This window comes from Lutibacter sp. A64 (assembly GCF_022429565.1).
In the GTDB taxonomy this organism is placed as follows: Bacteria; Bacteroidota; Bacteroidia; order Flavobacteriales; family Flavobacteriaceae; genus Lutibacter.
Genome location: NZ_CP092487.1, coordinates 2,253,243 through 2,277,953, shown reverse-complemented (window position 1 = coordinate 2,277,953; position 24,711 = coordinate 2,253,243). Strand labels below are relative to the sequence as shown.

Here is a 24,711-nt window from a genome sequence, read left to right as displayed (position 1 = left end):
ACAAATAAATGGGAAAAATGAAATTTAATAGATTAATTTTTTGTATTTATTTGTTTTTTACTTTAGTGGGGAATGCACAACAAATCCCTACAACTAAAATTATTGAAAATTCTAAACTTTCAAATTATTTAACAGAAGAAGTTAAAGCACAATTAAATGAAAATAATATAATTTCTGAAGCTAAATTAGCGGATTATTTAAGAAATAAATTTTCTGAACGTTATTTCTTTAATTGGAAAAATGTAGATGAAAGGTTTCAAAAATACAACAAAACCTACCCTAATATTGAAGCAAGTCATACAGAACGAGCTTTAGATCATAGTTTAAAATATTCAGCAGTTACACAGTGGAAACTACCTTTTAATTATTTAAACGGTGAGCCTGTAAATGCTTATGCGTTACGTCATTTAGCACGTCAGCATAAAATGGTTGATATTGCGTATTATTACTACTATCAAAATAAAAATCCAAAGTATATTTCTTATTTCACCAATCAATTAAAATCTTTAAATATAGCTTTAAGTCAAGGTAAATATGAAAAAATTGAAGGTGGAAATGGTGTCTATGAAGCATTTAGATCTGGTTATCGTGTTTTAAATTGGTTGCAAATTTACAATATGTTTTTAGGTGAAGAAAGTTATACCGATGAAGATCAATTAATAACAGTTGCAACCTTATTGCAACACGGAGCGCATTTATATGCTAGTAATACAAAATTTAAATCAGGTAACCATCAAACTAGAGGTTTGTCGGCATTGGTTATGATTTCAATTTTATTAAGAGATTTTGAAGGTACCGATCTTTGGTATAATCATGCGATGCAATTATTAGAAGAACATTTATCTAAAGAAATTAATGATGATGGATTTCAATTTGAACGTTCTGTACATTATCATATGAGTGATATTGGCAATTATTATTATGTATACCAGTTAGCCAAATTAAGTAATATTAAAGTTGGCGATTTTTGGGAGAAAAAATTAAAATCTTTGTTTACAACATTAACTAAAATTGCATATCCAGATAAGTCAGCTCCTGTTTTACAAGATGATACAGATAATCCTTGGGCAGAAAAAAATGATATTTCTGGCGTATTAACTTTAGGATATTTACTGTTTAAAGATCCTTCTTTAGGCTATTTTGCAAATAATTATGTTGCAAGTAATATGTATTGGTTTTTAAATAAAAAACAATTAGAAGCTTTAAATTCAATACAAAAAGAAACACCAGTTATGGGTTCAGTTTCTTTTCCAACAACAGGATATTATATTTCTAGAGATGGTTGGAATGCTAATGCTAATATGTTAATTATTTCAGCAGGTTTAGATGCATTTAAGCCAGACCATCAGCATGGAGATATGTTGGGTGTTCAGGCTATGGCAAATGGTAACGTTGTTTTACCAAACTATCAAGTGCGCTATTCGTTAAAAGATTACGGATTTTTTAAAAATTCGATAGTAAAAAATGTTGCTTTGGTTGATGATGAATTACAAGGAAAACAGTATACATCAAACAAAGGAGGAAGTGGTTTTGGTAAATTTTTAGAACTTCCTAACCCTAAAACTATTTCTTGGAAAACAAATAAAGATTATGATGTGTTTGTTGGGTCACACGATGGTTTTAAAAATGTTGGAGTAAGTTATTCTCGTCAGGTAATCAACATAAAAAATAATTTTTGGATTGTAAAAGATAATTTTATTTCTCAAAAATCACATGCGTATAAACAAGTTTGGCAAGGGCATTATTCGCTTGAAAATGCACCAAATTTGTTAAGAGCAACGTTTGATGATGCTACTGGCTTAGATATTTATCAATTAAATAAAGTAGATACAATAAATACTGATGGAGCTAGAGGTAAACAGTGGTCGGTAGTAACTAAAAATGCGAATACTAATTTTAGTTTTATAACGGCACTTTTTCCATACAAAGGTTACGAAAATAGGTTAGATGAAACTGATGAAAATTTAAAATTAGGTACTTGGAAAATTAACAATCAAAAATTGTTTAAATCAGATGCAAGTACAATTATATCCAATACAACTACCGTTATTTTATTTGAAACTTCAAAAATAAAAAATGAAACAATTTCAATTGAATTTAATACAAAAGCAGATGTAATTATTTCTACAAAAAATGGAGTAACCTTGCAGAATATTGGTGATAAGCCAATTAAGGTTGAATCTGAAAATTGGAAAGCTGAAAAAGAATTAGATTCAGGAGAATTATTGAGCCTTTCCAGTATAAAAAATAATTTTTAAATAAAATTCTCAATTTTTATTTATTACAATAGAGTTAAATGTTTTATTAGTTTAAAACTTTGAAAAGTTAAATATGAAAAAATGGTTACAAAATAAAATATTAACTACTTTCTTTTGTGTTATAGCAATAGTGTTTACAATTCCAATAATGGCTCAAAAAGTGCCTTCAGATTTAATGGATAATTGTAAGCAATGGAAAATTACATATCCCACGGGAGAAGAAGATAAAACACTCTGTGGCGAAGCTAATAATGAGTTTTTTTATGTAAATGACGCTGGTGATGCAATAGTTTTTAGAACACCTATAAGAAGTGATAATGGTACTACACCAAAATCGGATAATATACGTTCAGAACTAAGAGAAAGAGAACCGGATGGTAGTGTAGATGTTTATTGGACTACAGAGGGCTCTCATTTAATATATGTAAAACAAGCAATTACACATTTACCAATTAATAAACGCAAATTAGTAGCTACACAAATACATGGAAATAAAGAAGATGGTATAGACGATTCTATGGTGTTAAGACTAGAAGGAACACATCTTTTTTTATCTTTTAATGGTGGTAAATTAAGAGATAATGTTACTATTTCTACAAATTATACACTAGGTACTGTACATGAAGTAATTTTTAATGTAATTAACGGAAAACATTATTGTTATTATTCTGAAGATGGAAATCTTTTGAATGCCTATAATAATGGAAATGTAGATCAATATTTAGTGAAAGTTGATGGTAATGATTATGTGATGGATTTAAATTATGATCAATCTTATTTTAAGGTTGGTAATTACACCCAGAGTAATGCAGTTGAAGAAGGCTCTGATACTGATAATCCAGAAAATTATGGAGAAGTTTTAGTATATGATTTTTTTGTAAAACATGGAGATGTTGCTGTTTCAGGAGTTACTTTATCACCTGAATATAAAGATCTTTTAGTTGGTAATACATATCAATTATCTGCATCGGTTAGTCCTGAAGGAATTGTAAATTCTGAAGTTAATTATAGTACTAGTAATAGTGCTGTTGCTACTGTTGATGTAAATGGTTTGGTAACTGCTGTTTCAAAAGGTAGTGCAATAATAACAGTAACTACAAGTGAAGGTGGTTTTATTAATTCAAGTACAATAAATGTCATGGAATCAGCTGTAGGTTCTAATTTGGCATTAAATAAACCAATTATTGGTACGGGAACTTCAGATGGTGAAAATGTAGTGTCAAATCTTGTTGACGGTTTAATAGCTACAAGATGGTCGGTTTCAGGATACCCACAAGCAGCAACCGTAGATTTAGGTGAAATTTATGCTATAGAAAGAACTGAGTTAGTAGCTTATACGGATAGAGATTATAAATATACAATTGCTGTAGCAACATCTGAAAATGGTCCTTTTACTCAAATAGTAGATAGGTCTGAAAATACTTCTCCGGCCACTGAATTAAATCCAAATATTAATATTTTTTCAGTAATAGAAGCACGCTTTGTTAAAATTACTGTTACAGGTTCCGAAAATTATACAGGTGATTGGATAAGTCTATTAGAATTTAGAGTTTTTGGAATTTCAACTTCTGTGGCTGATGACGATGATGATGGTGTTTTAAATAGTAATGATAAATGTCCAAATACTAGTATAGGAACCTCAGTAGATGCAAATGGCTGCGCACTTTTAGAATCTAATAATTTTAAAATTGAAGTACTAGGTGAAACTTGTTCTGGTAAAAATAATGGAAAATTAGTTATAACAGCTGTTAAAGATCAAGATTATACGTTAACTTATTATAATGAGACTTTTAGTTTTACTTCAGAAAAAACCTTGGAAAATCTTACTCCAGGAACGTATAGTTTTTGCATAGAAGTAATTGGCGTAACGTCTCCATATTGTTATACTGTGGTAATACCTGAGGCAACTACTATATCTGGGAAATCTACTTTAACTAATAAACAATTATTTGTAAATATTTCCAAAGGAACGTTGCCTTATAAAGTTATTGTGAATGGAAGTTTACAATTTAAAACCTTTGATAATGATTTTAATCTTGAAGTAAATCATGGAGATTTAGTAGAGGTAAAAACAGAGATTGAATGTGAAGGAGTATATTCTAAAAATATAGAATTATTTAATAGCTTAAACGTGTATCCGAATCCTTCTATGGGCTTATTTTCAATTCCAATAGAAACAAACCATAAAACGGTTGAAATTAGCGTGTTTAATACAGTTTCTAAGTTGGTGTTATCAAAAATATACAATGTAATAAATTCTAAAGTACAGTTAGATTTAACACATAAACCTAGAGGAATTTACTTTGTTAAAGTACATTTAGATAAAGATTATATTTTTAAAGTAGTAAAGCATTAAACGGTATTCATTTTTTGTTGAATTTTCTTAATTTTTAGTATCATATAATTGTTTGTATGTATTAGAAAAGGCTGTAATATTATAATAAATAGCTTAAAAATTGTAATATTGTAATAACAGTTTTTTAGTAGTTTTTTTATGGGTATAATAAAGCAATTTTTAAATTTTCTATTATTTTTAACTTCTTTTTATATAGTTGGTCAAGAGTTACCACCTATTAAAAATTATGCTTCAGAAGTATATGGTGCTGAAAACCAGAACTGGTCTATTTCTCAATCGGAAGATAAATACATTTATTTAGCTAATAATAGTGGTTTATTAGAATTTAATGGAGCTAAATGGAGATTGTATTCATCGCCAAATAACACAATATTACGTTCGGTAAATGCTATTGGAGATAAAATTTATACTGGAGCCTATATGGAATTTGGGTTTTGGGAAAAAAACATATATGGTAATTTAGAATATACATCATTAAGCGCAAAATTAAAAGAATCTTTAATAGAAGAAGATTTTTGGAGTATTATAGATTTTGATAAATGGATTTTATTTCAATCTTTAAATCGAATTTATATTTACAATACAGTTGATAAATCATTTAGAATTATTGATTCTGAAAATCGACTTCCAAAAGCTTTTAAAATAGACGAAAGTATCTATTTTCAAAAATTAAATGAAGGGGTTTTTAGAATTGAAAGTGGAGAGCCTGTTTTAGTTTCTGAAGATAATGTGTTTAAAGAGAATATTTTAGTTGATGCTTTTGAACTAGATGATAAAGTTTTATATTTAACTCAAACAAAAGGGTTTTATTATTTGGATAAAGATAACAATGTACATCAGTGGAATGTAACAACTAATCCAAAAATTACAGATTTAAGTGTTTATAGTAGTTTGCAACTAGCAAATGGTAATTTAGTTTTAGGAACTATTTCAAACGGAATTTTTGAATTAGATAAAAAAGGAAATGTTTTACTGCAAATAGACCAAGAAGAGGGATTGAATAATAATACTGTTTTATCTATGTTTGAAGACGTAGATAATAATTTATGGTTGGGTTTAGATAACGGTGTTAGTGTTGTTAACATGAATTCTCCTTTTTCAGTTTATAATGATTTTGGTGGAAAACTCGGATCTGTTTATACTTCGGTTATTTTTAATAATAAATTATACTTAGGTACTAATCAGGGGTTATTTTATAAAGAAATAGGTTCAAATAATGATTTTAAATTTATTACGGATACTGATGGTCAAGTATGGTGTTTTAAGGTACATGATAATACCTTATTTTGTGGGCATAATAAAGGAACTTTTATAGTTGAAGGAGATAAAGCAGATCTTATTCCTGGCGCTATGGGAACTATGGCGATTAAATCAATTAAAGGTCATGAGGATAAACTAATTCAAGGGTATTACTATGGTTTAAATATTATTGAAAAAGTTAATGATACTTGGAAACTAAGAAATAAAATAGTTGGTTTTGATCCGACAACTCGTTTTTTCGATTTTACCAATGATGGTAGTATTTTAGTTTTTCACGAATATAAAGGACTTTTTAAGTTAGATATAAATGACGATTTTACACAAGTTAATAGTTTTAAAATTTTAGAGAGTGCCCCCAAAGCTTTAAAAGCAGCAATATCAGAATATAATGGAGATTTATTATACACCTCGCATCAAGGTATTTTTAAATATAATTATAAAGAGGATTTGTTTAAAAAAGATGAAATTCTATCAGAAAAGTTCCTAAAAGATGATGAATTTATTTCAGGTAAATTAGTTTTAGAGTCTAAAACAAATACATTGTGGGGGTTTACAGATAAAAGTATTATTTATTTTTCGCCCGGTAAATTAAATAGTACTTTACAAAGTACTAAAATATATGTTCCAGCTTCTTTAAGAGGGAATTTAACAGGTTTTGAAAGCGTAATTAATTTAAAAGAAGAATTATATCTATTCGGGACTTCACGTGGCTATTTAATACTAGATAAAAGCAAAATTAACACAACTAATTTTAAAATATCAATAAATTCAATAGAAAAAAAGGCGTTAGATGATACTAAACAATTTGTTCCTTTAAATGGAGAAGTAGAGTTTAGTTCGAAAGAAAATAATTTAAATTTTACGTTTAGCGTTCCTGAATTTAATAAGTTCAATCAAGTTACGTATCAATATCAATTAGAAGGTTATTATGATAAGTGGAGTAATTGGTCAACAGATTCTGAAGCATCTTTTGAAAACTTACCTTATGGAAGAAGCTATACATTTAATGTTAGAGCTCAAATAGGAAATACATTATCTACTAATACAGCTACTTATTCTTTTGTTATTGATAGACCTTGGTATTTATCTAATCAATCAATTGTTATTTATTCATTTTTATTTGTAGCGTTACTACTGTTAGTTCATAGCTTGTATAAACGTCACTATTCAAAACAAAAAAAGAAATTAATAGACCAAAAACAACGAGAATTTTCTTTGTCGCAATTAAAAAGTGAAAAGGAAATTATGAAATTGAAAAATGAAAAACTTCAACATGAAATTGATAGTAAAACAAGAGAATTATCCGCTTCTACAATGAGTATCGTAAAAAAGAATGAAATACTAAATACCATTAAAGGAGAGCTTTCTACTATTAAGGATAAAGAAAAAATTAAGCCGGTTATAAAAATTATCAATAAAAACCTATCCAATACTAGCGATTGGAAGTTGTTTCAAGAAGCATTTAATAATGCAGATAGTGATTTTTTGAAAAAGATTAAAGAATTGCACCCAAATCTTACACCAAACGATTTGCGGTTGTGTGCATACTTGCGTTTAAATTTATCTTCAAAAGAAATAGCACCTCTATTGAATATATCAGCTAGAAGTGTTGAAATTAAGCGCTATAGATTACGAAAAAAAATGGAATTAGCGCACGAAAAAAGCCTTGTTGAATATATTTTAGAGGTTTAAAGCAAAAGCCTTTAAAAACAGCGTTTTTATCAATATAATCTTTGTTTACCATTCTTAGAGTTACTATAATTAATTATTCTTTTATTATTTAGGGATGTTAAAATCTATAAACTTTTAAAATCAAGCTTCCATAAGTGTTAGTAACCGTATAACGCTTTGGTATTTGCTTAGTTATTTATTTTAAAATGAAGGGTTTTAGCTTTTTTAATAGTTTTAGACTAATTTTTTACATTAGTCTAATATAACTTAGTTAATTCTTTTTTTATGTATTTCTATTGCAAGTATAGATTTAATCAACCTATAAAAAGTAAGGAATCTATTTTTGTACAACTTAAAATAAGAAGCTAATTTTTAAGGTAGATATTTTTTTAAAGCTCTATAAGTTATTAGTGAAAGTATTTTTAATTTAATTATTGCTAAAATGAAGTTATTATTTTTATAAATAATTGTAAAATTTTTACATTAATAAGTCAAATCTGATGAATATATATATTGTAGCCTAAATTTTAAGACTATAAATTACGCTACAGTTTTAAAATTTACCTCAACATTACCACAACATTATGCTAACTACAAGGTTTTAGTTAGGATTTATTAACGTTTTTTTAAGACTTTTTATTTTAACGTTAAATCCTCTTAGACCCTTATAAAACCAATAATAATAGTTCTATTTTAATCGTAAACTATAGTATATTAATGCTGTGTTGCTGGCTATATGTATGTTTTTTGTATAGGTGGCTTTTTAAAAATGAAATGAAATTAAGTGTAGTTTTATGTAAACTTAATTATCAATATATATGAAATCATTTTTATTATTAATTTTTCTCAGTTTTGGAAGTATCTTAGGATATTCACAAAACAAAGAAATAAAAGGAAATGTAGTTGACACAAATGGAATGCCTTTACCAGGTGTTTCTGTACTTGTAAAAAACACAACAAATGGTGCTTCTACAGATTTTGATGGAAATTTTACAATAACTAATGTAGAGAAAGGACAGGTACTTGTTTTTTCTTATATTGGTTTTGTAAACAAAGAAATTGTAATCAATAATGAAACTACTATTAATGTAGTACTTTCTGAAGATTTACAAAGTTTAGACGAAGTAGTCGTAGTAGGTTACGGAGTTCAAAAGAAAACCTTAATAACCGGAGCTGGTGTTAATGTAAAAGGAGAAGATATTGCTTCTTTAAATACTGGAACAGCTATGGAGGCATTACAAGGAACAACAGCCGGAGTTAGTATTACTAGAAACGATGGTCAACCTGGAGCAGGTACAAAAGTAACCATTCGTGGATTAGGTACTATTGGTAATTCTAATCCTTTGTACATTGTTGATGGAGTTGCTGTAGGTGATATTGATTATTTAAACTCATCAGATATTCAATCTATTGATGTTTTAAAAGATGCAGCATCTGCTGCAATTTATGGATCACGTGCTGCCAACGGAGTAGTGTTAGTAACTACTATTAAAGGACGTAAAGGAAGTCCTGCAAAAATTAGTTACGATACTTATTATGGAATTCAAAATACTTACAAAAACTTAGATCCATTAAATGCACAAGAATATATGTACATAATGGATGAAGGTCGTGTAAATGATGGTTTAGAACCAAACGATTGGGAGGCAATTTTAAAAAATAACGCTTGGTTAAATTCAAATTATCCAGGTTTAGGAACTCAATATGGAGAAGAAATTTGGAACGACCTAGAAAATGGTTGGGAAGGAACCAATTGGGTAGATGAAATGACTAAAGAAGATGCAATAATACAAAGTCATGCTATTAATATAACAGGAGGTACTGATAATATGACGTATTCATTAGGAGCTTCATATTTAGATCAAGAAGGAGTTATTGGTGGTGATATTATAGATGCTGGATTTGAGAGATTCACAACAAGGTTAAATACAGAAATGGTATTGAAAAAAAATGATGAACATAATATTATTACTATAGGAGAAAACTTTACTTATACCAATACAAAAAATAGAGCAGTAGCTACAGGAAATATTTATTATAATGACTTGCATAATGCATTAGTGCATAATCCATTACAACCTGCTTATTGGCAACAATCTATAGATAGTAATATTGACCCATTTGGATTTAGCCCATCATTAGACGGATTGGCAAATGATCAAACAAACCCATTGGCGGTTATGTATTACAGATCAAACTATAATTATAGTAAATCAAATAAAATTATTGGAAATGTATATTTAGAAATAGAACCAATAAAAGATTTAAAAATAAGAACTTCTTACGGTATTGATTCTTGGTTTGGACACAGCAGATCAATGAATCCAACTTATGGTTTAGGTTTATTGTATGAAGACAAAATAGATGGAGCTTCACAAAGTCAATACTTAGGAAGTAATTGGACTTGGACTACCACAGCATCTTATGATCGTCAATTTGGAGATCACAAATTAAATGTTTTAGTAGGTACTGAGTTGTATAAAAATCAGTTAAATACTGAAGTTGGTGGTTCAAGAAGTAATTTATTATTTCCAGGAGATCCAAACTATGCTTATATAAATAACACAGAGAGTCCTTCTTCTATTAATGAAATTAATACTTGGGGTGCAGATTGGGCCGCAGGTGGTGGAGGATTATTATCGTATATCGCAAGAGCACAATATGATTACAAAGAAAAATATTTATTCTCAGCAACAGTTCGTGCAGATGGATCTTCTAATTTCGCTGAAGGAAACAGATGGGGTACTTTCCCATCAGTATCAGCAGGTTGGGTTTTAACAAGTGAAGACTTTATGGAAGATAAAGTAGATGCATTAGATTTTGCTAAGCTTCGTGTAAGTTGGGGGCAAAATGGTAATCAATCCATTCCAAATTTTATTTACTCATCTCAAATTGCGTATGTTTTTCCAGGATATTTCTTTGGAGATACTAAACCAGTATCAGGGGTAACATCTTACCCAGAACGTGTAACAAATCCAGATGTGAAATGGGAAACATCAGAACAATTAAATATTGGTTTTGATACAGAATTTTTTGACTCGAGATTAGGAGTAACATTTGATTGGTATAAAAAAACAACAAAAGACTGGTTGTTAGAATCACCAATTTTAGGAACTTCAGGTGCTAACCCACCTTTTGTAAATGGAGGAGACGTTGAAAATACGGGTATTGAGCTTGTATTAAATTGGAAAGAGAATTTAGGGGATTTTAATTATGGAGTTACATTAACGGGAGCTCATAATAAAAATGAAGTAACAAGAATTGCAAATTCAGATGGAATAATACAAGGATCAAGTAGTGTATTATCTCAAGGTACTGCAGCTGTATCAAGAGTAGAAGTAGGTCAACCAATAGGTTTTTTCTACGGATATACAACAGATGGTATTTTACAAAATCAAGATGAAGTAGATGCTTATGTTACACCAAGCGGTGATCCATATTTTGCAGATCAACGCCCAGGAGATGTCCGTTTTGTAGATTTAAATCAAGATGGTGTTATAGATGAAGGAGATAAAACCTACATAGGAAATCCAAATCCAGATTTTGAAATGGGATTACAATTAAATGCATCTTACAAAAAAGTATATGCAAATGTTACTTTCTCAGGAAAATTTGGAATGCAAGTAATGCAATCATACCGTTCTTTTGCTGACCGTTTTGATCAAAACTACACTTCAGATATTTTTGATCGTTGGCATGGTGAAGGAACTTCAAATACATTACCACGTTTAAGTTCTACATCAAATAGAAATACAAATTTAATTTCAGATATTTTTATACACGATGCAGATTATTTAAGAATTAACAACTTAACAGTAGGTTATGAGTTTGGAGATATGTTTGAGGATTATGCAGCAATTACAAACTTAAAAGTATATGCAGCAATAAGCAACTTATATACATTCACTAAATATGATGGAATGGATCCAGAAGTTAGATTTGGACATGATTCAGATTGGGCATCAGGAATAGACTTAGGATTATATCCACAATCTAGAACAGTAATGTTTGGACTAAGTCTTGATTTTTAAAATTTAAATAAAGTAAATTATGAAAAAACTAAAATATTTTATAGCTATTGTCACAATGGTTATTACAACAAGTTGTGGTGATAAGTTTCTAGATACTGATAACCTTTACGGTAAAAGTTTAGATACTTATTATAGCACACCAACAGATATTGAAGAAGCTATGGCTGGAGTATATAATGCAATTTATACACCTGGTGTTCATAGTGAAGAAACTGTAGCTGCCAATCTATTATCAGATATGATGTTAGGAGGTGGGGGACCAGACGATAAATCAGCAAAATATGTTGATAATTTCGAAGATCCTGATGAAGATACGTATAGAGATATGTGGACACAATCTTATAACGGTATTGCAAGAGCTAATGCCATAATTGAAAAAACTGCTACAGCTGATTTTTCTACATTTTTTGCTAGTACAGAAGAAGCAGAAGAATTTAAAAATCAAGCTATTGGAGAAGCTTTGTTTATGAGAGCTTTCTTTTACTTCAGATTGGCTAAGTTTTTTGGAGGAGTACCTTTAATTATAGCAATCGATGATCCAAAAGATGTAGCAAGAGCTACTTATACAGAAACTTATGCTCAAATAGCATCAGATTTAAAGTTAGCAATAGAAACTATGCCTGATAAATCATTTACGGAAATTCCTACATCAGAGTATGGACACGCTAATAAATGGGTGGCACAAGCATATTTAGGAAGAGCTTACTTGTACTATACAGGTTATATGACCAACATAGAAGGGCAAGCTACAAGCGATTTACCATTAGCAGATGGAGGTTCATTAAGTGCATCAGATGTATCAGCATATTTAGAGGATTGTATTCAAAATAGCGGTTATGCTTTAGCAAGTGATTTTAGAAATTTATGGCCATATTCTTATGTAAATCAATCTGCAGGAAGTACTGTTTTACCTTGGGCTGAAACTGAAGGTCTATCTTGGGTAGGTCAAGATGGTCACTCACCAACTTTTGGTACAGGAAATTATGAAACAATGTTTGTGCAAAGATTTTCATTTGGAGATTGGGGTTGGAGTAATGGAAACAGTTATACAAATAGATATGTTTTATACTCAGGAATAAGAGATAATTCAATGACTCCTTTTGGTCAAGGTTGGGGATGGTGTACAGTAAATCCAACATTATATAACAATTGGGATGATGCAGATCCTAGAAAACAAGGATCAATATTAGATCCAAGAGATACAACCCAAGGAACAGCAGCTTATGAAGCTGGTAAGGGAGATCACGAAACAGGCTTATTTAATAAGAAGTATTCATCTATCCAATATCCAGATGAGGAAGGAACTGTAGTAGGTATGTTTGTACAATTATACGATTGGTCAAACACAGATATGCAATTAATGCACGCTCAAGACTTTATATTTATGCGTTTTGCTGATGTATTATTAATGCACTCAGAAATTACAGGAACAGCTGATGGTATGAATGCAGTGAGAGCAAGAGCAGGTTTACCAGCAGTAGGATATTCATTAGATGCTATAAAACAAGAACGTTTACACGAATTAGCATTTGAAGGTTTACGTTGGTTCGACCTTGTAAGATGGGGAGATGTAGAAACTGCTTTTAATGGTACTATAGATGTTACCAATTCAGGGATTCCAGCGACCTATAGTGTAAATTATAGATCAGAAACAAAAGGATTGGTTCCAATACCAGAAACGGAAGTACGTTTAAGTAATGGAGTTTACCAACAAAACCCAGGCTGGTAATAATTATAAACTTATAAACTTAAAAATATGAAAATTAATAAAATAATAGGTTTTTTTATTGCTTCACTGCTGTTGATATTAACAGCTTGTGAACCAATAGTTGACGAAGATGTACTGGAAAATACTACAGATGTTGCCGGAGTGGAACTTTCAGCTACACAGAGTACTCCAGGTGGAAATGAAATTACTTTAGATCTTGTAACTCCAGGTATTAATGGATATTGGGATTATAATTTAGGTCAAGCACTAACAGATAAAATTACATTTGTTTATCCAATACCAGGAACTGCTACTTTTACGTTTACAGGTACATTAGGAAAAGAGTTTTTTACAAAAACTATAGATGTTCAAGTAGATCAATTAGATCACGAATTAGATCACGATTGGTATAATTTGGTAAGTGAAGATACAGTTGGAGGAAAAACTTGGGTGTTTGATGGAGGTCCAAATCCAGATGGTAGAATGTGGTGGTTTATGTCTGCTCCAGGAAATAAAGATGGCGCTTGGGGTGCTTGGTGGAATGCAGGAGGAGATTGTTGTCCGCCTGTAGATGCAGCAGGTAAAATGCATTTCGATTTAGATGGAGCAGCTAACTTTACTTATTATGCAGATGCTTCTTCAGGAACAGGTGAAGCAGGTAGCTTTGTATTAGATGTTGCAAATCAGAAATTACAAATAATAGGTAGTAATATATTAGGAGCTGAAGAACCAAGAGGAAATCCAGAAGGAATTTACGATATAGTTTCATTAACAGAAGATCAAATGGTACTGTATTTATCTAACAATGCTGGTGGTACTGGTTGGACTTGGGTTTTTAAAGCTGAATAAATATTAAAATAGAAGAATAATTAATTATCGAGTTTTCTAAAAACAGTTGTTTTAACTCTTTAATAGTATCTAATAAATTAGTTAACATGTTAGACTTTATTAAAAATAGTAAGTTAAATGTTTTAGTAGGATTAATACTGATAATTATTATTTCTTGTGGAAGTGAAGGAGATGATAGCTCTCTTGATTCTGTAATAGATCCTGAAGTTATCACTCCTTCAAATCTTTTATTAACTATCGATATTGTTGGTTTAGATTCAGAAAATCCTAACGGTGATGGTACGGGAGTTGTTTATTGTACAGCTTCTGCCACAGATGCCATAAAATATGAATTTAAATTTGGTAATGGAGATGAAATTACCAATACATCAGGCTCTGTAGAGTATCAGTATACCGATAGAGGTACAAATAATTATATTGTTTCAGTAATTGCTTTTTCTAAAACAGGTGATACTATAAATACATTTCAACAAATTAAAATAACAGTACAGCGTGCACCATTTGATAATTTGATTTTCTTTGATGAATTTGATATTGATGGAAGTCCAGACGATTCTAAATGGGGGTATAATATTGGAACTGGAGATAATGGTTGGGGAAACGGTGAAAAAGAATATTATACAGATAGAGCTGAAAATGTTATTGTTGAAGATGGTTTTTTGAAAATTACTGCAATTAAAGAAGATTATGAAGGTGAAAAATATACTTCAGCCCGTATGTTAACTCAAGATAAATTTGAGTTTACTTATGGAAGAGTAGAAGTAAGAGCAAAGTTGCCATTTGGTAGTGGAACTTGGCCAGCAATTTGGATGCTAGGAGCTAATATAGATACGGTAGGTTGGCCCGCTTGTGGTGAAATTGATATAATGGAGCATTGGGGACACAACCATGGTACGGTACAAAGTGCTTTGCACACACCATCTAGCTATGGGAATACAACCAATCATGGCGCACAATTATTGGAAGATGTTTCTAATGAATTTCATGTATATATTGTAGAGTGGGACGATGAAGAAATTGTTTTTTCAGTTGATGATAAAGTAACTTATACATACAATCCAGCTACAAAAAACGATAAAACTTGGCCATTTACAGCCGATCAATTTATAATATTAAATGTAGCTATGGGAGGGAGTTGGTTCGAGATAGATCCAGATTTTACAGAATCTAGTATGTTAATAGATTATGTAAGGGTTTATCAATAAAATTAAGTATAAAAAATAGAAAATATAGTAATGAGAAAATTATTTATAGCATTTACGTTGATAACTTGGTTATCTGCATGCGTTCAAAAAGAGAATACAAAATCTGCTGCAGTAAAAGAAATAGAAACTGAAGAAATAACAGAATACGGTAATACACTACAAGTATTTACAAGTGCTCATAATTCAGAATTTAAATTAACACCAACTGGTACTATTGAATTTTCAGAGTTTAAACAACCTTTAGAAACAGAATCTTCTATTTTAGTAGATCCTACTAAACAATTTCAAACTTTTGTAGGTATTGGAGCATCACTAACAGATGCAGCAGCAGAAACATTTTATAAATTAACTAAAGAAAATCAGGCAAAATTTTTAGAAGCTTATTACAGTATAGATAAAGGTATAGGATATTCTTTATCTAGAACAACTATACATAGTAGTGATTTTGGTAGTGAAAGCTATACATATATTGAAGAGGGTGATGCTGAACTAAAAACCTTTAATATTGATCACGATAAAGAATTTAGATTACCATTTATTAAATCTGCAATTGCAGCAGCAGGAGGAAAATTAAAAATGTATGTGAGTCCTTGGAGTCCGCCAGCCTTTATGAAAACAAATAATAATATGTTAAATGGTGGAAAACTTAAACCTGAGTTTGCAGCATCATGGGCAAAATATTATGCTAAATTTATAAAAGCTTATGAAAAAGAAGGAGTTCCAATTTGGGGATTAACAATTCAGAATGAACCAATGGCAACTCAAATTTGGGAGTCTTGTATTTATACAGCTGAAGAAGAACGTGATTTCTTGAAAAATCATTTAGGCCCAACATTGGAAAATGAAGGTTTAGGAGATAAAAAAATTATTGTTTGGGATCATAACCGTGATTTAATATTTCAAAGAGCAAGTACTATTTTAAATGATCCAGATGCTTCAAAATATGTCTGGGGTATTGGTTTTCATTGGTATGAAGATTGGAAAGATGGAGTTCCAATGTTTGATAATGTAGCTAAAGTTCATGAGGCATATCCTGATAAAAATCTAATATTTACAGAAGGTTGTACAGAGTCTTATAATTTAAGTAGAATTGTAAATGAAGATCCAAAATTAGCAGAACGTTATGGGAAATCAATGATCAACGATTTTAATAATGGAACTGTTGCTTGGACTGATTGGAATATTTTATTAGATGAAACAGGAGGCCCAAACCATGTAGGTAATTTATGTTTTTCTCCAGTCCATGGAGATACTAGAACAGGTGAACTTAACTTTACAAATTCATACTATTATATTGGTCATTTCTCAAAATTTATTAGACCAGGAGCCAAAAGAATTTCTAGTGTGTCTAGTGCAAACAAATTATTAACTACGGCATTTATAAATAAAGATAAAAGTATTGTTATTGTTGCTATGAACCAAAGTAGCGAACCTTTAACTTATACAGTAACTATTGGTTCAAAAACCGCGACATTAGATATGCCTGCACATGCTATAGAAACATTATTGTTGAAATAAATTTAAGCTTACCTCAATGCCTAAAACTAACTAATACTATTAATTATGAATAAATTATATACAATATCAATAAGTTTAATTGTAGCCATGGGAGGCTTCTTATTAGGTTTCGATAGTGCAGTAATTTCAGGAGCAGTAAGCGGTATAAGAACTTACTTTGAAATGACTGACTGGGAACTTGGTTTTTCTGTTGGATGTGTGATTTTTGGTGCCATGGCTGGTAATATTACAGCAGGCCCATTAAGCGATAAATTTGGTAGAAAAACAATATTAATTTTAACAGCCTTATTATTTACAGTATCAGCATTGTGGTCTGCATTTGCAACAAATTATATCTCATTTGTTATTGCTAGAATAATTGGAGGTGTTGGTGTTGGAGGAGCTATTTTAATTGCACCAATTTATATAGCTGAAATTGCACCACCAAAATTAAGAGGTAGTTTGGTTTCATTAAATCAATTAAATATAGTTTTAGGTATTTCTGTTGCTTATTTTTCTAATTATTTTTTAAAAGATATAGAAATTGAAAGTTGGAGATGGATGCTAGGAGTAGAAGCGATACCAGCTGTTATTTACTTTTTAGCGCTGTTTTTTATACCGAAAAGTCCACGTTGGTTAATTCAAAAATTGGGGAAAGTTGCTGTTGCTAAAAGTACTTTAATAAAAATTGGAGGTGAAGAGTTTGCTCAAAAAACAATAGATGAGGTACAAAGAGGTATTGATAAAAAAGAAGAAAAAGGAACGTATGCAGATTTCTTTAGTAAAAGAATGCGTGTGATTGTAATTATAGCTTTTGGATTGGCATTTTTTCAACAAATTACAGGGATTAATGCTATATTTTATTATGCTCCAACAATTTTTGAACAAGCAGGTGGAAGTACAGATGCTTCGTTTTTACAAGCAATAGTTGTTGGGTTAACAAATCTAGTATTTACTTTTGTGGCTATTTATTTAATTGATAAATTAGGGAGAAAACCACTTTTAATAATTGGTACTTCTGCAATGGCAATTTCTTTGTCAATGGCAACTTTTGCTTTTAATGAAGCAACATATAATTTTAATGAAGCAACAATTGGTGAAATTACTAATCCAGAAATTAAAACTGCATTAACAGAATTAAATGGACTTTCATTTGTGTCTCAAAATGAGTTGTTTGAAAATGTTGAGCCATTATTAAATGAAGTTCAATTTACAGAGTTTAAACAAAACGAAATAAAAAGCTTTATCAATATTAATGCAACCTTAGTATTAGTTGCAATATTGCTTTATGTAGCTGCTTTTGCAATTTCATTAGGACCTGTAATGTGGACAATGTTATCAGAAATTTTCCCTGGTAACGTAAAAGGAATTGCAATTTCAATAGTAGGTTTCTTTAATTCATTAGTAAGTTATACTGTAACACAATTCTTCCCATGGGAACTTACCAATTTAGGTCCAACAGTTACTTTTGCAATTTATGCAGGTATGGCAATTTTAGCATTGTTATTTGTATTAAAATTTGTAATTGAAACAAAAGGGAAAACATTAGAAGAAGTAGAGGAATTATTAATTAGATCGTAATAAAAAAATGAAAAATATAGTAATAATTATTTTTTGTATTTCATTAATTTATGGTTGCAAAACAGAGCAATCAAAAAATAAAAGTGAAGCAATGGATGGACCAGCAAAAGTAACATTAACTAATACAAATGGTAAATATCAATTATTAGTTAACAATAAGCCTTTCTATATTGATGGTGCAGGTTTAGAGTTTGGTAATATTGAAGCGTTGGCAAAACACAACGGAAATTCTTTTAGAACCTGGAGAACAGAAAATGGACAAAGAAGTGGTAAAGAGGTTTTAGATGAAGCTTATAAACATGGATTAATGGTAACTATGGGTATTGAAGTTGCCAGAGAACGTCACGGATTTGATTATGATGATGAGGTTGCTGTAAAAGAACAATTAGAAAATATTAGAAAGGAAGTTTTAGAGCTAAAAGATCATCCTGCTTTAATGATTTGGGCAATTGGAAACGAACTAAATTTAAGAGCTACAAATCCTAAAGTTTGGAATGCTGTAAATGATATTTCTAAAATGATTCATGAAATAGATCCAAATCATTTAACAACTACTACTTTAGCCGGAATTTCACAAAAAGAGATTTCTTTAATTAAAGAAAGATGTACGGATATCGATATATTATCTGTTCAAATGTATGGCGATTTACCTAATCTACCGAAACTTATAAAAGAATTTGGTTGGGAAAAACCTTATATGGTTACAGAATGGGGAGCAACCGGACATTGGGAAGTGCCAAAAACAGAATGGGGAGCTCCTATAGAAGAAAATAGTACTTTAAAAGCTGCAAATTACTTAAAAAGATATAAAGGAGGTATAGAAGCAGATACTTTACAATGTATTGGATCGTATGTTTTTCTTTGGGGAAACAAGCAAGAAAGAACGCCTACCTGGTATGGAATATTTTTTGAAGATGGAAAAGAATCAGAGTCAGTTGATGTAATGCATAAAATTTGGAATAATAAATGGCCAGAAAATAGAACTCCTCAAATAGTATCATTTACCTTAAATGGCAGCACAGCTTATGAAAATGTGAATCTGGAAGAAGGTAAAACGTATGAAGCTATTTTAAAAATTAATGATTTTGAAAATGACCCTATAAATTATAAATGGGAAATTTTACCAGAAAGTACAGATTTAGGAGATGGAGGAGATTATGAAGAGCGTCCAGAAGCAATTGAAATTAATTTTGAAAATATAGAGGAAGGAAAAGTTACTTTTAAAGCCCCAGAAAGTGGTGTTTACAGGTTGTTTGTTTATGCCGAAGATAGTTTTGGACATGCTGCAACAGCTAATATTCCATTTAGAGTTAATTGAGTTCATAATAAGTAAATTGTAAAAACCTCTTTAAACATAAATTTTTAGAGGTTTTTATTTTAAAAATAGTGATAATGAGTCATAAGTCTGTTTACATAGGATCTAATAAAGTTTTAAATAAAAAAACAAAAGTAAAAGGTACAACTGTAGTTATTGAAGGAGAAACGTATTACAAAATCTCCAATAGTAATACAATGAGACCTTTTTTTATGAGTATAGTTAGCGATTCAAACCATTGGATGTTTATTGCAAGCAACGGAGGTTTAACCGCAGGAAGAAAAGATAGCGATAATGCCTTATTTCCATATTATACTGATGATAAAATAACAGAATCTTCTAATATAACAGGCAGTAAAACTATTTTTAAAATTCATAAAAAAAAGAAAATTTTACTTTGGGAACCTTTTTCAGATAATTATGAAGGTATTTATAAAATACAACGAAACTTATATAAAAATAGGTTTGGGAATAAAATAATTTTCGAAGAAAAAAATAAAGATTTAGGGCTAACTTTCAGGTATCAGTGGAGCTCTAGTAACCTTTTTGGTTTTGTGAAAAAATCTACATTAATAAATAGTTCTGATAAAGATTTAAAAATTAGTGTACTAGACGGCTTTCAAAATATTGTGCCTTATGGCGTAAAAGCTGAGATGCAAAATGGAAAAAGTAATTTGGTAGATGCTTATAAAAAAAGCGAATTAGAAGCAAATATTGGTTTAGGTATTTATGCACTAAGCGCTGTTATTGTTGATAAAGCAGAGCCTAGTGAAGCCTTAAAAGCAACAATAGCTTGGTCTATAGGCTTAGAAAATCCAACTTATTTAATATCTTCATTACAATTAGATAAGTATAGAAAAGGGAAAAAAATTAAACAAGAATACGATATAAGAGCCGAAAAAGGAGCTTATTTTGTTAGTTCAGAAATTAAATTACGTTCTAAATCTGTACAAAGCTGGTTTTTAGCAGCAAATGTAAATCAAGGTCCTTCTGCTATAGTTAACATATCAGAACAATTAAAAAATCCAAAAGACTTATTAATTTCAGTCAAAAAAGATATTGATTTAGGTACCCAGAATTTAATTGAATTAACGGGTAATGCAGATGGTCTACAAGTAACTGAAGATAGTTTAAGAGATACTAGGCATTTTGCAAATGTGCTTTTTAACAATATGCGTGGAGGTATTTTTGACGAAAACTACACAATTGAATTAAAGGATTTTAAAAAGTATATTTTAAATGCAAATAAGCAAGTTTATACGAACCAAGAATTAATTTTAAATGATTTTCCTGAAGTATTTTCGCTTAAATTTTTACAGGAAAAATCACAACAAAATAATGATTTAGATTTTAAAAGACTTTGTACTGAATACCTTCCATTAAAATTTAGTAGAAGACACGGAGATCCAAGTAGACCTTGGAATAAGTTTTCTATAAATACTAGAAGTGAAATTGATGGATCAAAAATATTGGATTATGAAGGTAATTGGAGAGATATTTTTCAAAACTGGGAAGCTTTAGCTCATTCTTATCCTGCCTTTATTGAAAATATGATTTTTAAATTTTTAAATGCAACAACATTTGAAGGTTATAATCCTTACCGTGTAACAAAAGGTGGTTTTGATTGGGAAATTGTAGAGCCAGATGATCCTTGGTCATTTATTGGGTATTGGGGAGATCATCAGCTTATTTACTTATTGAAATTTTTAGAATTTATTGAAAAACATTATCCTAAAAAAATATCTCAATATTTTAAAGAAACTATTTTTGTGTATGCCAATGTGCCTTATAAAATTAAAAATTATGAGGATATTGTAAGCAACCCAAAAGATACTATTGATTTTGATTTTGATTTAGATAAAAAAATTAGAGAAAGAAAAACACAAATTGGAGCTGATGGTGCTTTGCTTTTAGATCAAAACAATACTATTTATAAAGTAAACCTTATTGAAAAATTACTGGCAACAGTTTTAGTGAAAGTGTCCAACTTTATTCCTGAGGCTGGAATTTGGTTAAATACACAAAGACCAGAATGGAACGATGCTAACAATGCACTTGTAGGTAATGGAGTTTCAATGGTTACGCTTTATCATTTAAGACGGTTTTTAAAGTTTTTTAATAAGATTGTTTCAAATTCAAATTTAACCGATGTAGAAATTTCGGAAGAATTAGCTTTGTTTTTAAGTGAATTAGCAAGTGTTTTTGAAAAAAATAAAGGTTTATTAGAAGGTGTAATTTCTGATTCGGATAGAAAAAAAATAGCAGATAAACTTGGAAGTGCTGCTGGAAATTATAGGGCTTCAATCTATAAAAAAGGTTTTTCTAGCAATAAGAGCGTTGTTGTAAAAAGTGATTTGCAAAACTTTATTTTAAATACTATTGCATTTTTAGAACACTCTATTGATGCTAACAAAAGAGAAGATAATTTATACCATAGCTATAACTTAATAAGTATTACTAATCATAAAATTTCCATTTCTTATTTACCTGAAATGTTAGAAGGTCAGGTTGCGGCATTAAGTTCTGGTTATATTTCTTCTGAAAATAGTTTAAAACTTTTAGATAGCTTAAAAAAGAGTGCTTTATACAGAAAAGATCAGTACAGTTATTTATTATATCCAAATAAAGAACTTTCTAGGTTTGTTGATAAAAATAATATTCCAGCAGATAAAATTGAAGGCTCTAAGCTAGTTCAACAACTTTTAAAAGATAACAATTCACAAATTATAGAGAAAGATTGTGAGGGTAATTATCATTTTAATGGAAATTTCAACAATGCTAATAGTTTAAAAAGCGCACTATCTTCTTTACCAAATTCATATCAAAATTTAGTAGAAGAGGATAAAAAACAATTGTTAAATGTTTTTGAAGATATTTTTAATCATAAAGAGTTTACAGGTAGATCTGGAACATTTTTCGGTTATGAAGGTTTAGGTTCTATTTATTGGCATATGGTTTCAAAATTAGCTTTAGCTGTACAAGAAGTTTGTGTAAAGGCTGTTGAAGCTAAGGAAAATCCTGAAATTATTGATAAGCTAATAGCACATTATTACCTAATAAATAAAGGAATAGGAGTGCATAAATCACCAGAATTATATGGAGCATTTCCTACAGACCCATATTCTCATACGCCAGCAGGTAAAGGAGCACAACAACCAGGAATGACAGGGCAAGTAAAAGAGGATATCTTAAGTAGGTTTGGAGAATTAGGTGTTGTTGTTAATGAAGGAAAACTGCAATTTAAAGCAGATCTTTTAAATAAGAAAGAGTTTTTAAGTGTAGATAGTGAATTTAAATATTTAGATGTAACGCAACAAGAGCAAGAAATTGAATTGACTAAGAATTCATTATGCTTTACATATTGTCAAGTTCCAATTGTTTATCAATTAGCAGATAAAAATAGTTTAAGTGTAGAATTAAAAGATGGTACTATTTTAACTATTGAAAACTTAGAACTAGATAAAAAAATGAGTGAAGATATTTTTAATAGAACTGGTGTTATTAAAAAAATACATGTCTTTTTAATTTTAAAATAGGTCAATAAACGTAGAGGATAAAACAATTAAAAATAAAGCGAGCATGTTAAAAAGTTTAGCATTCTATAAAATGCTTAATATGGCTATTTGAAAAATAGATAGCGTATAGATGTGATCGTTAAAACAAAATAGACACATGAAACAATACTTACCCCTCATTGCTGCAATAGTATTAATAATTACTATGTTTTCTTGTAAAGAAAAATCTGCCGAAAATGTAGAAAAATCAATAGAACCTACCTTAAACTTTGTAAAAACCAAAGGGACAAAATTAGTAGATGATCAAGGAAAAGAAATAACTCTAAAAGGTACAAATTTAGGTAATTGGCTTGTTCCAGAAGGTTATATGTTTAAAATGGAGCAGGTAAATGCACCTCGAAAAATTGATGAATTATTATACGAATTAGTTGGTCCAGATAGTTTACAGGTTTTTTGGAAAGGTTTTTTAAATAATTATATAACTCATAATGATATAAAATATTTAAAAAGTATTGGAGTAAATCATCTACGATTACCTTTTCATTATAAAATGTTTACAAACGATTTATATATGGGAGAAAGAAATGCTGGTTTTAAGTATTTCGATAGATTAATAGATTGGTGTAGAGAAGAACAATTGTATGTTTTGTTAGATATGCATTGTGCTCCAGGTGGACAAACAGGTGATAATATAGACGATAGCTATGGATACCCTTTTCTTTTTAAAAGTAAATCGTCTCAAGATTTAATGACAAAAATTTGGGTTGATATTGCCAAAAGATATAAGGATGAACCTGTAGTTATTGGTTATGATTTGGTGAACGAACCAATTGCGCATTATTTTGAAGATGAATTAGACGATTTAAACCATCAATTATTTTTATTGTATAACCGTATTATTAAAGAAATAAGAACAGTAGATTCTGAACATACAATATTTTTAAACGGGTCAGTTTGGAGTACTAATTTTGATGTTTTTGAAGAATTGGTAGATAATAATATTGTGTATGAATTTCATAAATATTGGTTTGACGTTAAGCAAGAAGAAATTCAAGATTATGTAGATTTTAGAGAAAAGCACCAAGTGCCAATTTATATTGGAGAAACAGGAGAAAATACAGATGAATGGGTAAACGATTTTAGAGTTTTATTAGATGAAAATGAAATTAATTGGTGTTTTTGGCCGTATAAAAAAATGAATAATACTAAAGGTATTATGAATTTTAATCAACCAGAAGATTATCATTTAATAACCGAATATGCAAAAAGTGATTGTTCATCTTTTGCTAAAATTAGAGAAAACAGACCCGATATTTTAAAAGTTCAAAAAGCCTTAAATCAATATTTAGAAAATAGTTTATATAAAAATTGTTTTATTAATAAAGGATATACAAAAGGATTGAATTTTAAAGTAGATTAAAATTAATATAGCAATTAATGTGTTTTAAAATGAAAAAAATAATCT

The 24,711-nt window shown here is 29.7% G+C and carries 12 protein-coding genes; all 12 read left to right on the top strand.

Translation table 11 applies throughout. The features are described 5' to 3' along the window. Nucleotides 1-8 precede the first annotated feature (8 nt). The 12 genes from MKD41_RS09405 to MKD41_RS09340 all read left to right on the top strand — a co-directional run bounded on the left by MKD41_RS09405 (nucleotide 9) and on the right by MKD41_RS09340 (nucleotide 24,666). Nucleotides 9-2,258: a heparinase II/III family protein gene (locus MKD41_RS09405; protein ID WP_240242042.1), complete on the top strand. Its 2,250-nt coding sequence runs from the start codon at nucleotides 9-11 to the stop codon at nucleotides 2,256-2,258. A gap of 73 nt (nucleotides 2,259-2,331) precedes the next feature. After that, nucleotides 2,332-4,614, top strand: coding sequence for a polysaccharide lyase family 7 protein (locus MKD41_RS16400; RefSeq protein WP_305852409.1), 2,283 nt, complete (start codon nucleotides 2,332-2,334; stop codon nucleotides 4,612-4,614). Nucleotides 4,615-4,752: 138 nt separating this feature from the next. Beyond that, nucleotides 4,753-7,566, top strand: a complete 2,814-nt coding sequence (locus MKD41_RS09385; protein WP_240242041.1) for a helix-turn-helix and ligand-binding sensor domain-containing protein — start codon at nucleotides 4,753-4,755, stop codon at nucleotides 7,564-7,566. 797 nt (nucleotides 7,567-8,363) lie between these two features. Further along, nucleotides 8,364-11,576 carry a SusC/RagA family TonB-linked outer membrane protein gene (locus MKD41_RS09380; RefSeq protein WP_240242040.1) on the top strand — a complete coding sequence of 1,071 codons (3,213 nt, stop codon included), beginning with the start codon at nucleotides 8,364-8,366 and terminating at the stop codon, nucleotides 11,574-11,576. 19 nt (nucleotides 11,577-11,595) lie between these two features. After that, the gene (locus MKD41_RS09375) at nucleotides 11,596-13,305 is read left to right on the top strand and encodes a RagB/SusD family nutrient uptake outer membrane protein (RefSeq protein WP_240242039.1); all 1,710 of its coding nucleotides are present in this window, start codon (nucleotides 11,596-11,598) and stop codon (nucleotides 13,303-13,305) included. 27 nt (nucleotides 13,306-13,332) lie between these two features. Further along, nucleotides 13,333-14,133 (top strand): hypothetical protein, encoded by an 801-nt coding sequence (locus MKD41_RS09370; protein ID WP_240242038.1) that lies wholly within the window; start codon nucleotides 13,333-13,335, stop codon nucleotides 14,131-14,133. A gap of 86 nt (nucleotides 14,134-14,219) precedes the next feature. Beyond that, complete coding sequence (locus MKD41_RS09365; protein WP_240242037.1) at nucleotides 14,220-15,338, top strand: glycoside hydrolase family 16 protein; 1,119 nt, start codon at nucleotides 14,220-14,222, stop codon at nucleotides 15,336-15,338. A 30-nt stretch (nucleotides 15,339-15,368) separates the two neighbouring features. Further along, entirely contained in the window at nucleotides 15,369-16,856 is a 1,488-nt protein-coding gene (locus MKD41_RS09360; RefSeq protein ID WP_240242036.1) for a glycoside hydrolase family 30 protein, read from the top strand. A 45-nt stretch (nucleotides 16,857-16,901) separates the two neighbouring features. Beyond that, nucleotides 16,902-18,416, top strand: coding sequence for a sugar porter family MFS transporter (locus MKD41_RS09355; RefSeq protein ID WP_240242035.1), 1,515 nt, complete (start codon nucleotides 16,902-16,904; stop codon nucleotides 18,414-18,416). Between the two features lie 7 nt (nucleotides 18,417-18,423). After that, complete coding sequence (locus tag MKD41_RS09350; RefSeq protein WP_240242034.1) at nucleotides 18,424-19,734, top strand: glycoside hydrolase family 2 TIM barrel-domain containing protein; 1,311 nt, start codon at nucleotides 18,424-18,426, stop codon at nucleotides 19,732-19,734. A gap of 74 nt (nucleotides 19,735-19,808) precedes the next feature. Continuing rightward, nucleotides 19,809-23,267 (top strand): hypothetical protein, encoded by a 3,459-nt coding sequence (locus tag MKD41_RS09345; RefSeq protein ID WP_240242033.1) that lies wholly within the window; start codon nucleotides 19,809-19,811, stop codon nucleotides 23,265-23,267. 136 nt (nucleotides 23,268-23,403) lie between these two features. Continuing rightward, nucleotides 23,404-24,666 (top strand): glycoside hydrolase family 5 protein, encoded by a 1,263-nt coding sequence (locus tag MKD41_RS09340; protein WP_240242032.1) that lies wholly within the window; start codon nucleotides 23,404-23,406, stop codon nucleotides 24,664-24,666. Nucleotides 24,667-24,711 lie beyond the last annotated feature (45 nt).

Coding starts and splice junctions, on each gene's coding strand:
- MKD41_RS09405 (WP_240242042.1), top strand. CDS start 9: ATGGGAAAAATGAAATTTAATAGATTAATTTTTTGTATTTATTTGTTT.
- MKD41_RS16400 (WP_305852409.1), top strand. CDS start 2,332: ATGAAAAAATGGTTACAAAATAAAATATTAACTACTTTCTTTTGTGTT.
- MKD41_RS09385 (WP_240242041.1), top strand. CDS start 4,753: ATGGGTATAATAAAGCAATTTTTAAATTTTCTATTATTTTTAACTTCT.
- MKD41_RS09380 (WP_240242040.1), top strand. CDS start 8,364: ATGAAATCATTTTTATTATTAATTTTTCTCAGTTTTGGAAGTATCTTA.
- MKD41_RS09375 (WP_240242039.1), top strand. CDS start 11,596: ATGAAAAAACTAAAATATTTTATAGCTATTGTCACAATGGTTATTACA.
- MKD41_RS09370 (WP_240242038.1), top strand. CDS start 13,333: ATGAAAATTAATAAAATAATAGGTTTTTTTATTGCTTCACTGCTGTTG.
- MKD41_RS09365 (WP_240242037.1), top strand. CDS start 14,220: ATGTTAGACTTTATTAAAAATAGTAAGTTAAATGTTTTAGTAGGATTA.
- MKD41_RS09360 (WP_240242036.1), top strand. CDS start 15,369: ATGAGAAAATTATTTATAGCATTTACGTTGATAACTTGGTTATCTGCA.
- MKD41_RS09355 (WP_240242035.1), top strand. CDS start 16,902: ATGAATAAATTATATACAATATCAATAAGTTTAATTGTAGCCATGGGA.
- MKD41_RS09350 (WP_240242034.1), top strand. CDS start 18,424: ATGAAAAATATAGTAATAATTATTTTTTGTATTTCATTAATTTATGGT.
- MKD41_RS09345 (WP_240242033.1), top strand. CDS start 19,809: ATGAGTCATAAGTCTGTTTACATAGGATCTAATAAAGTTTTAAATAAA.
- MKD41_RS09340 (WP_240242032.1), top strand. CDS start 23,404: ATGAAACAATACTTACCCCTCATTGCTGCAATAGTATTAATAATTACT.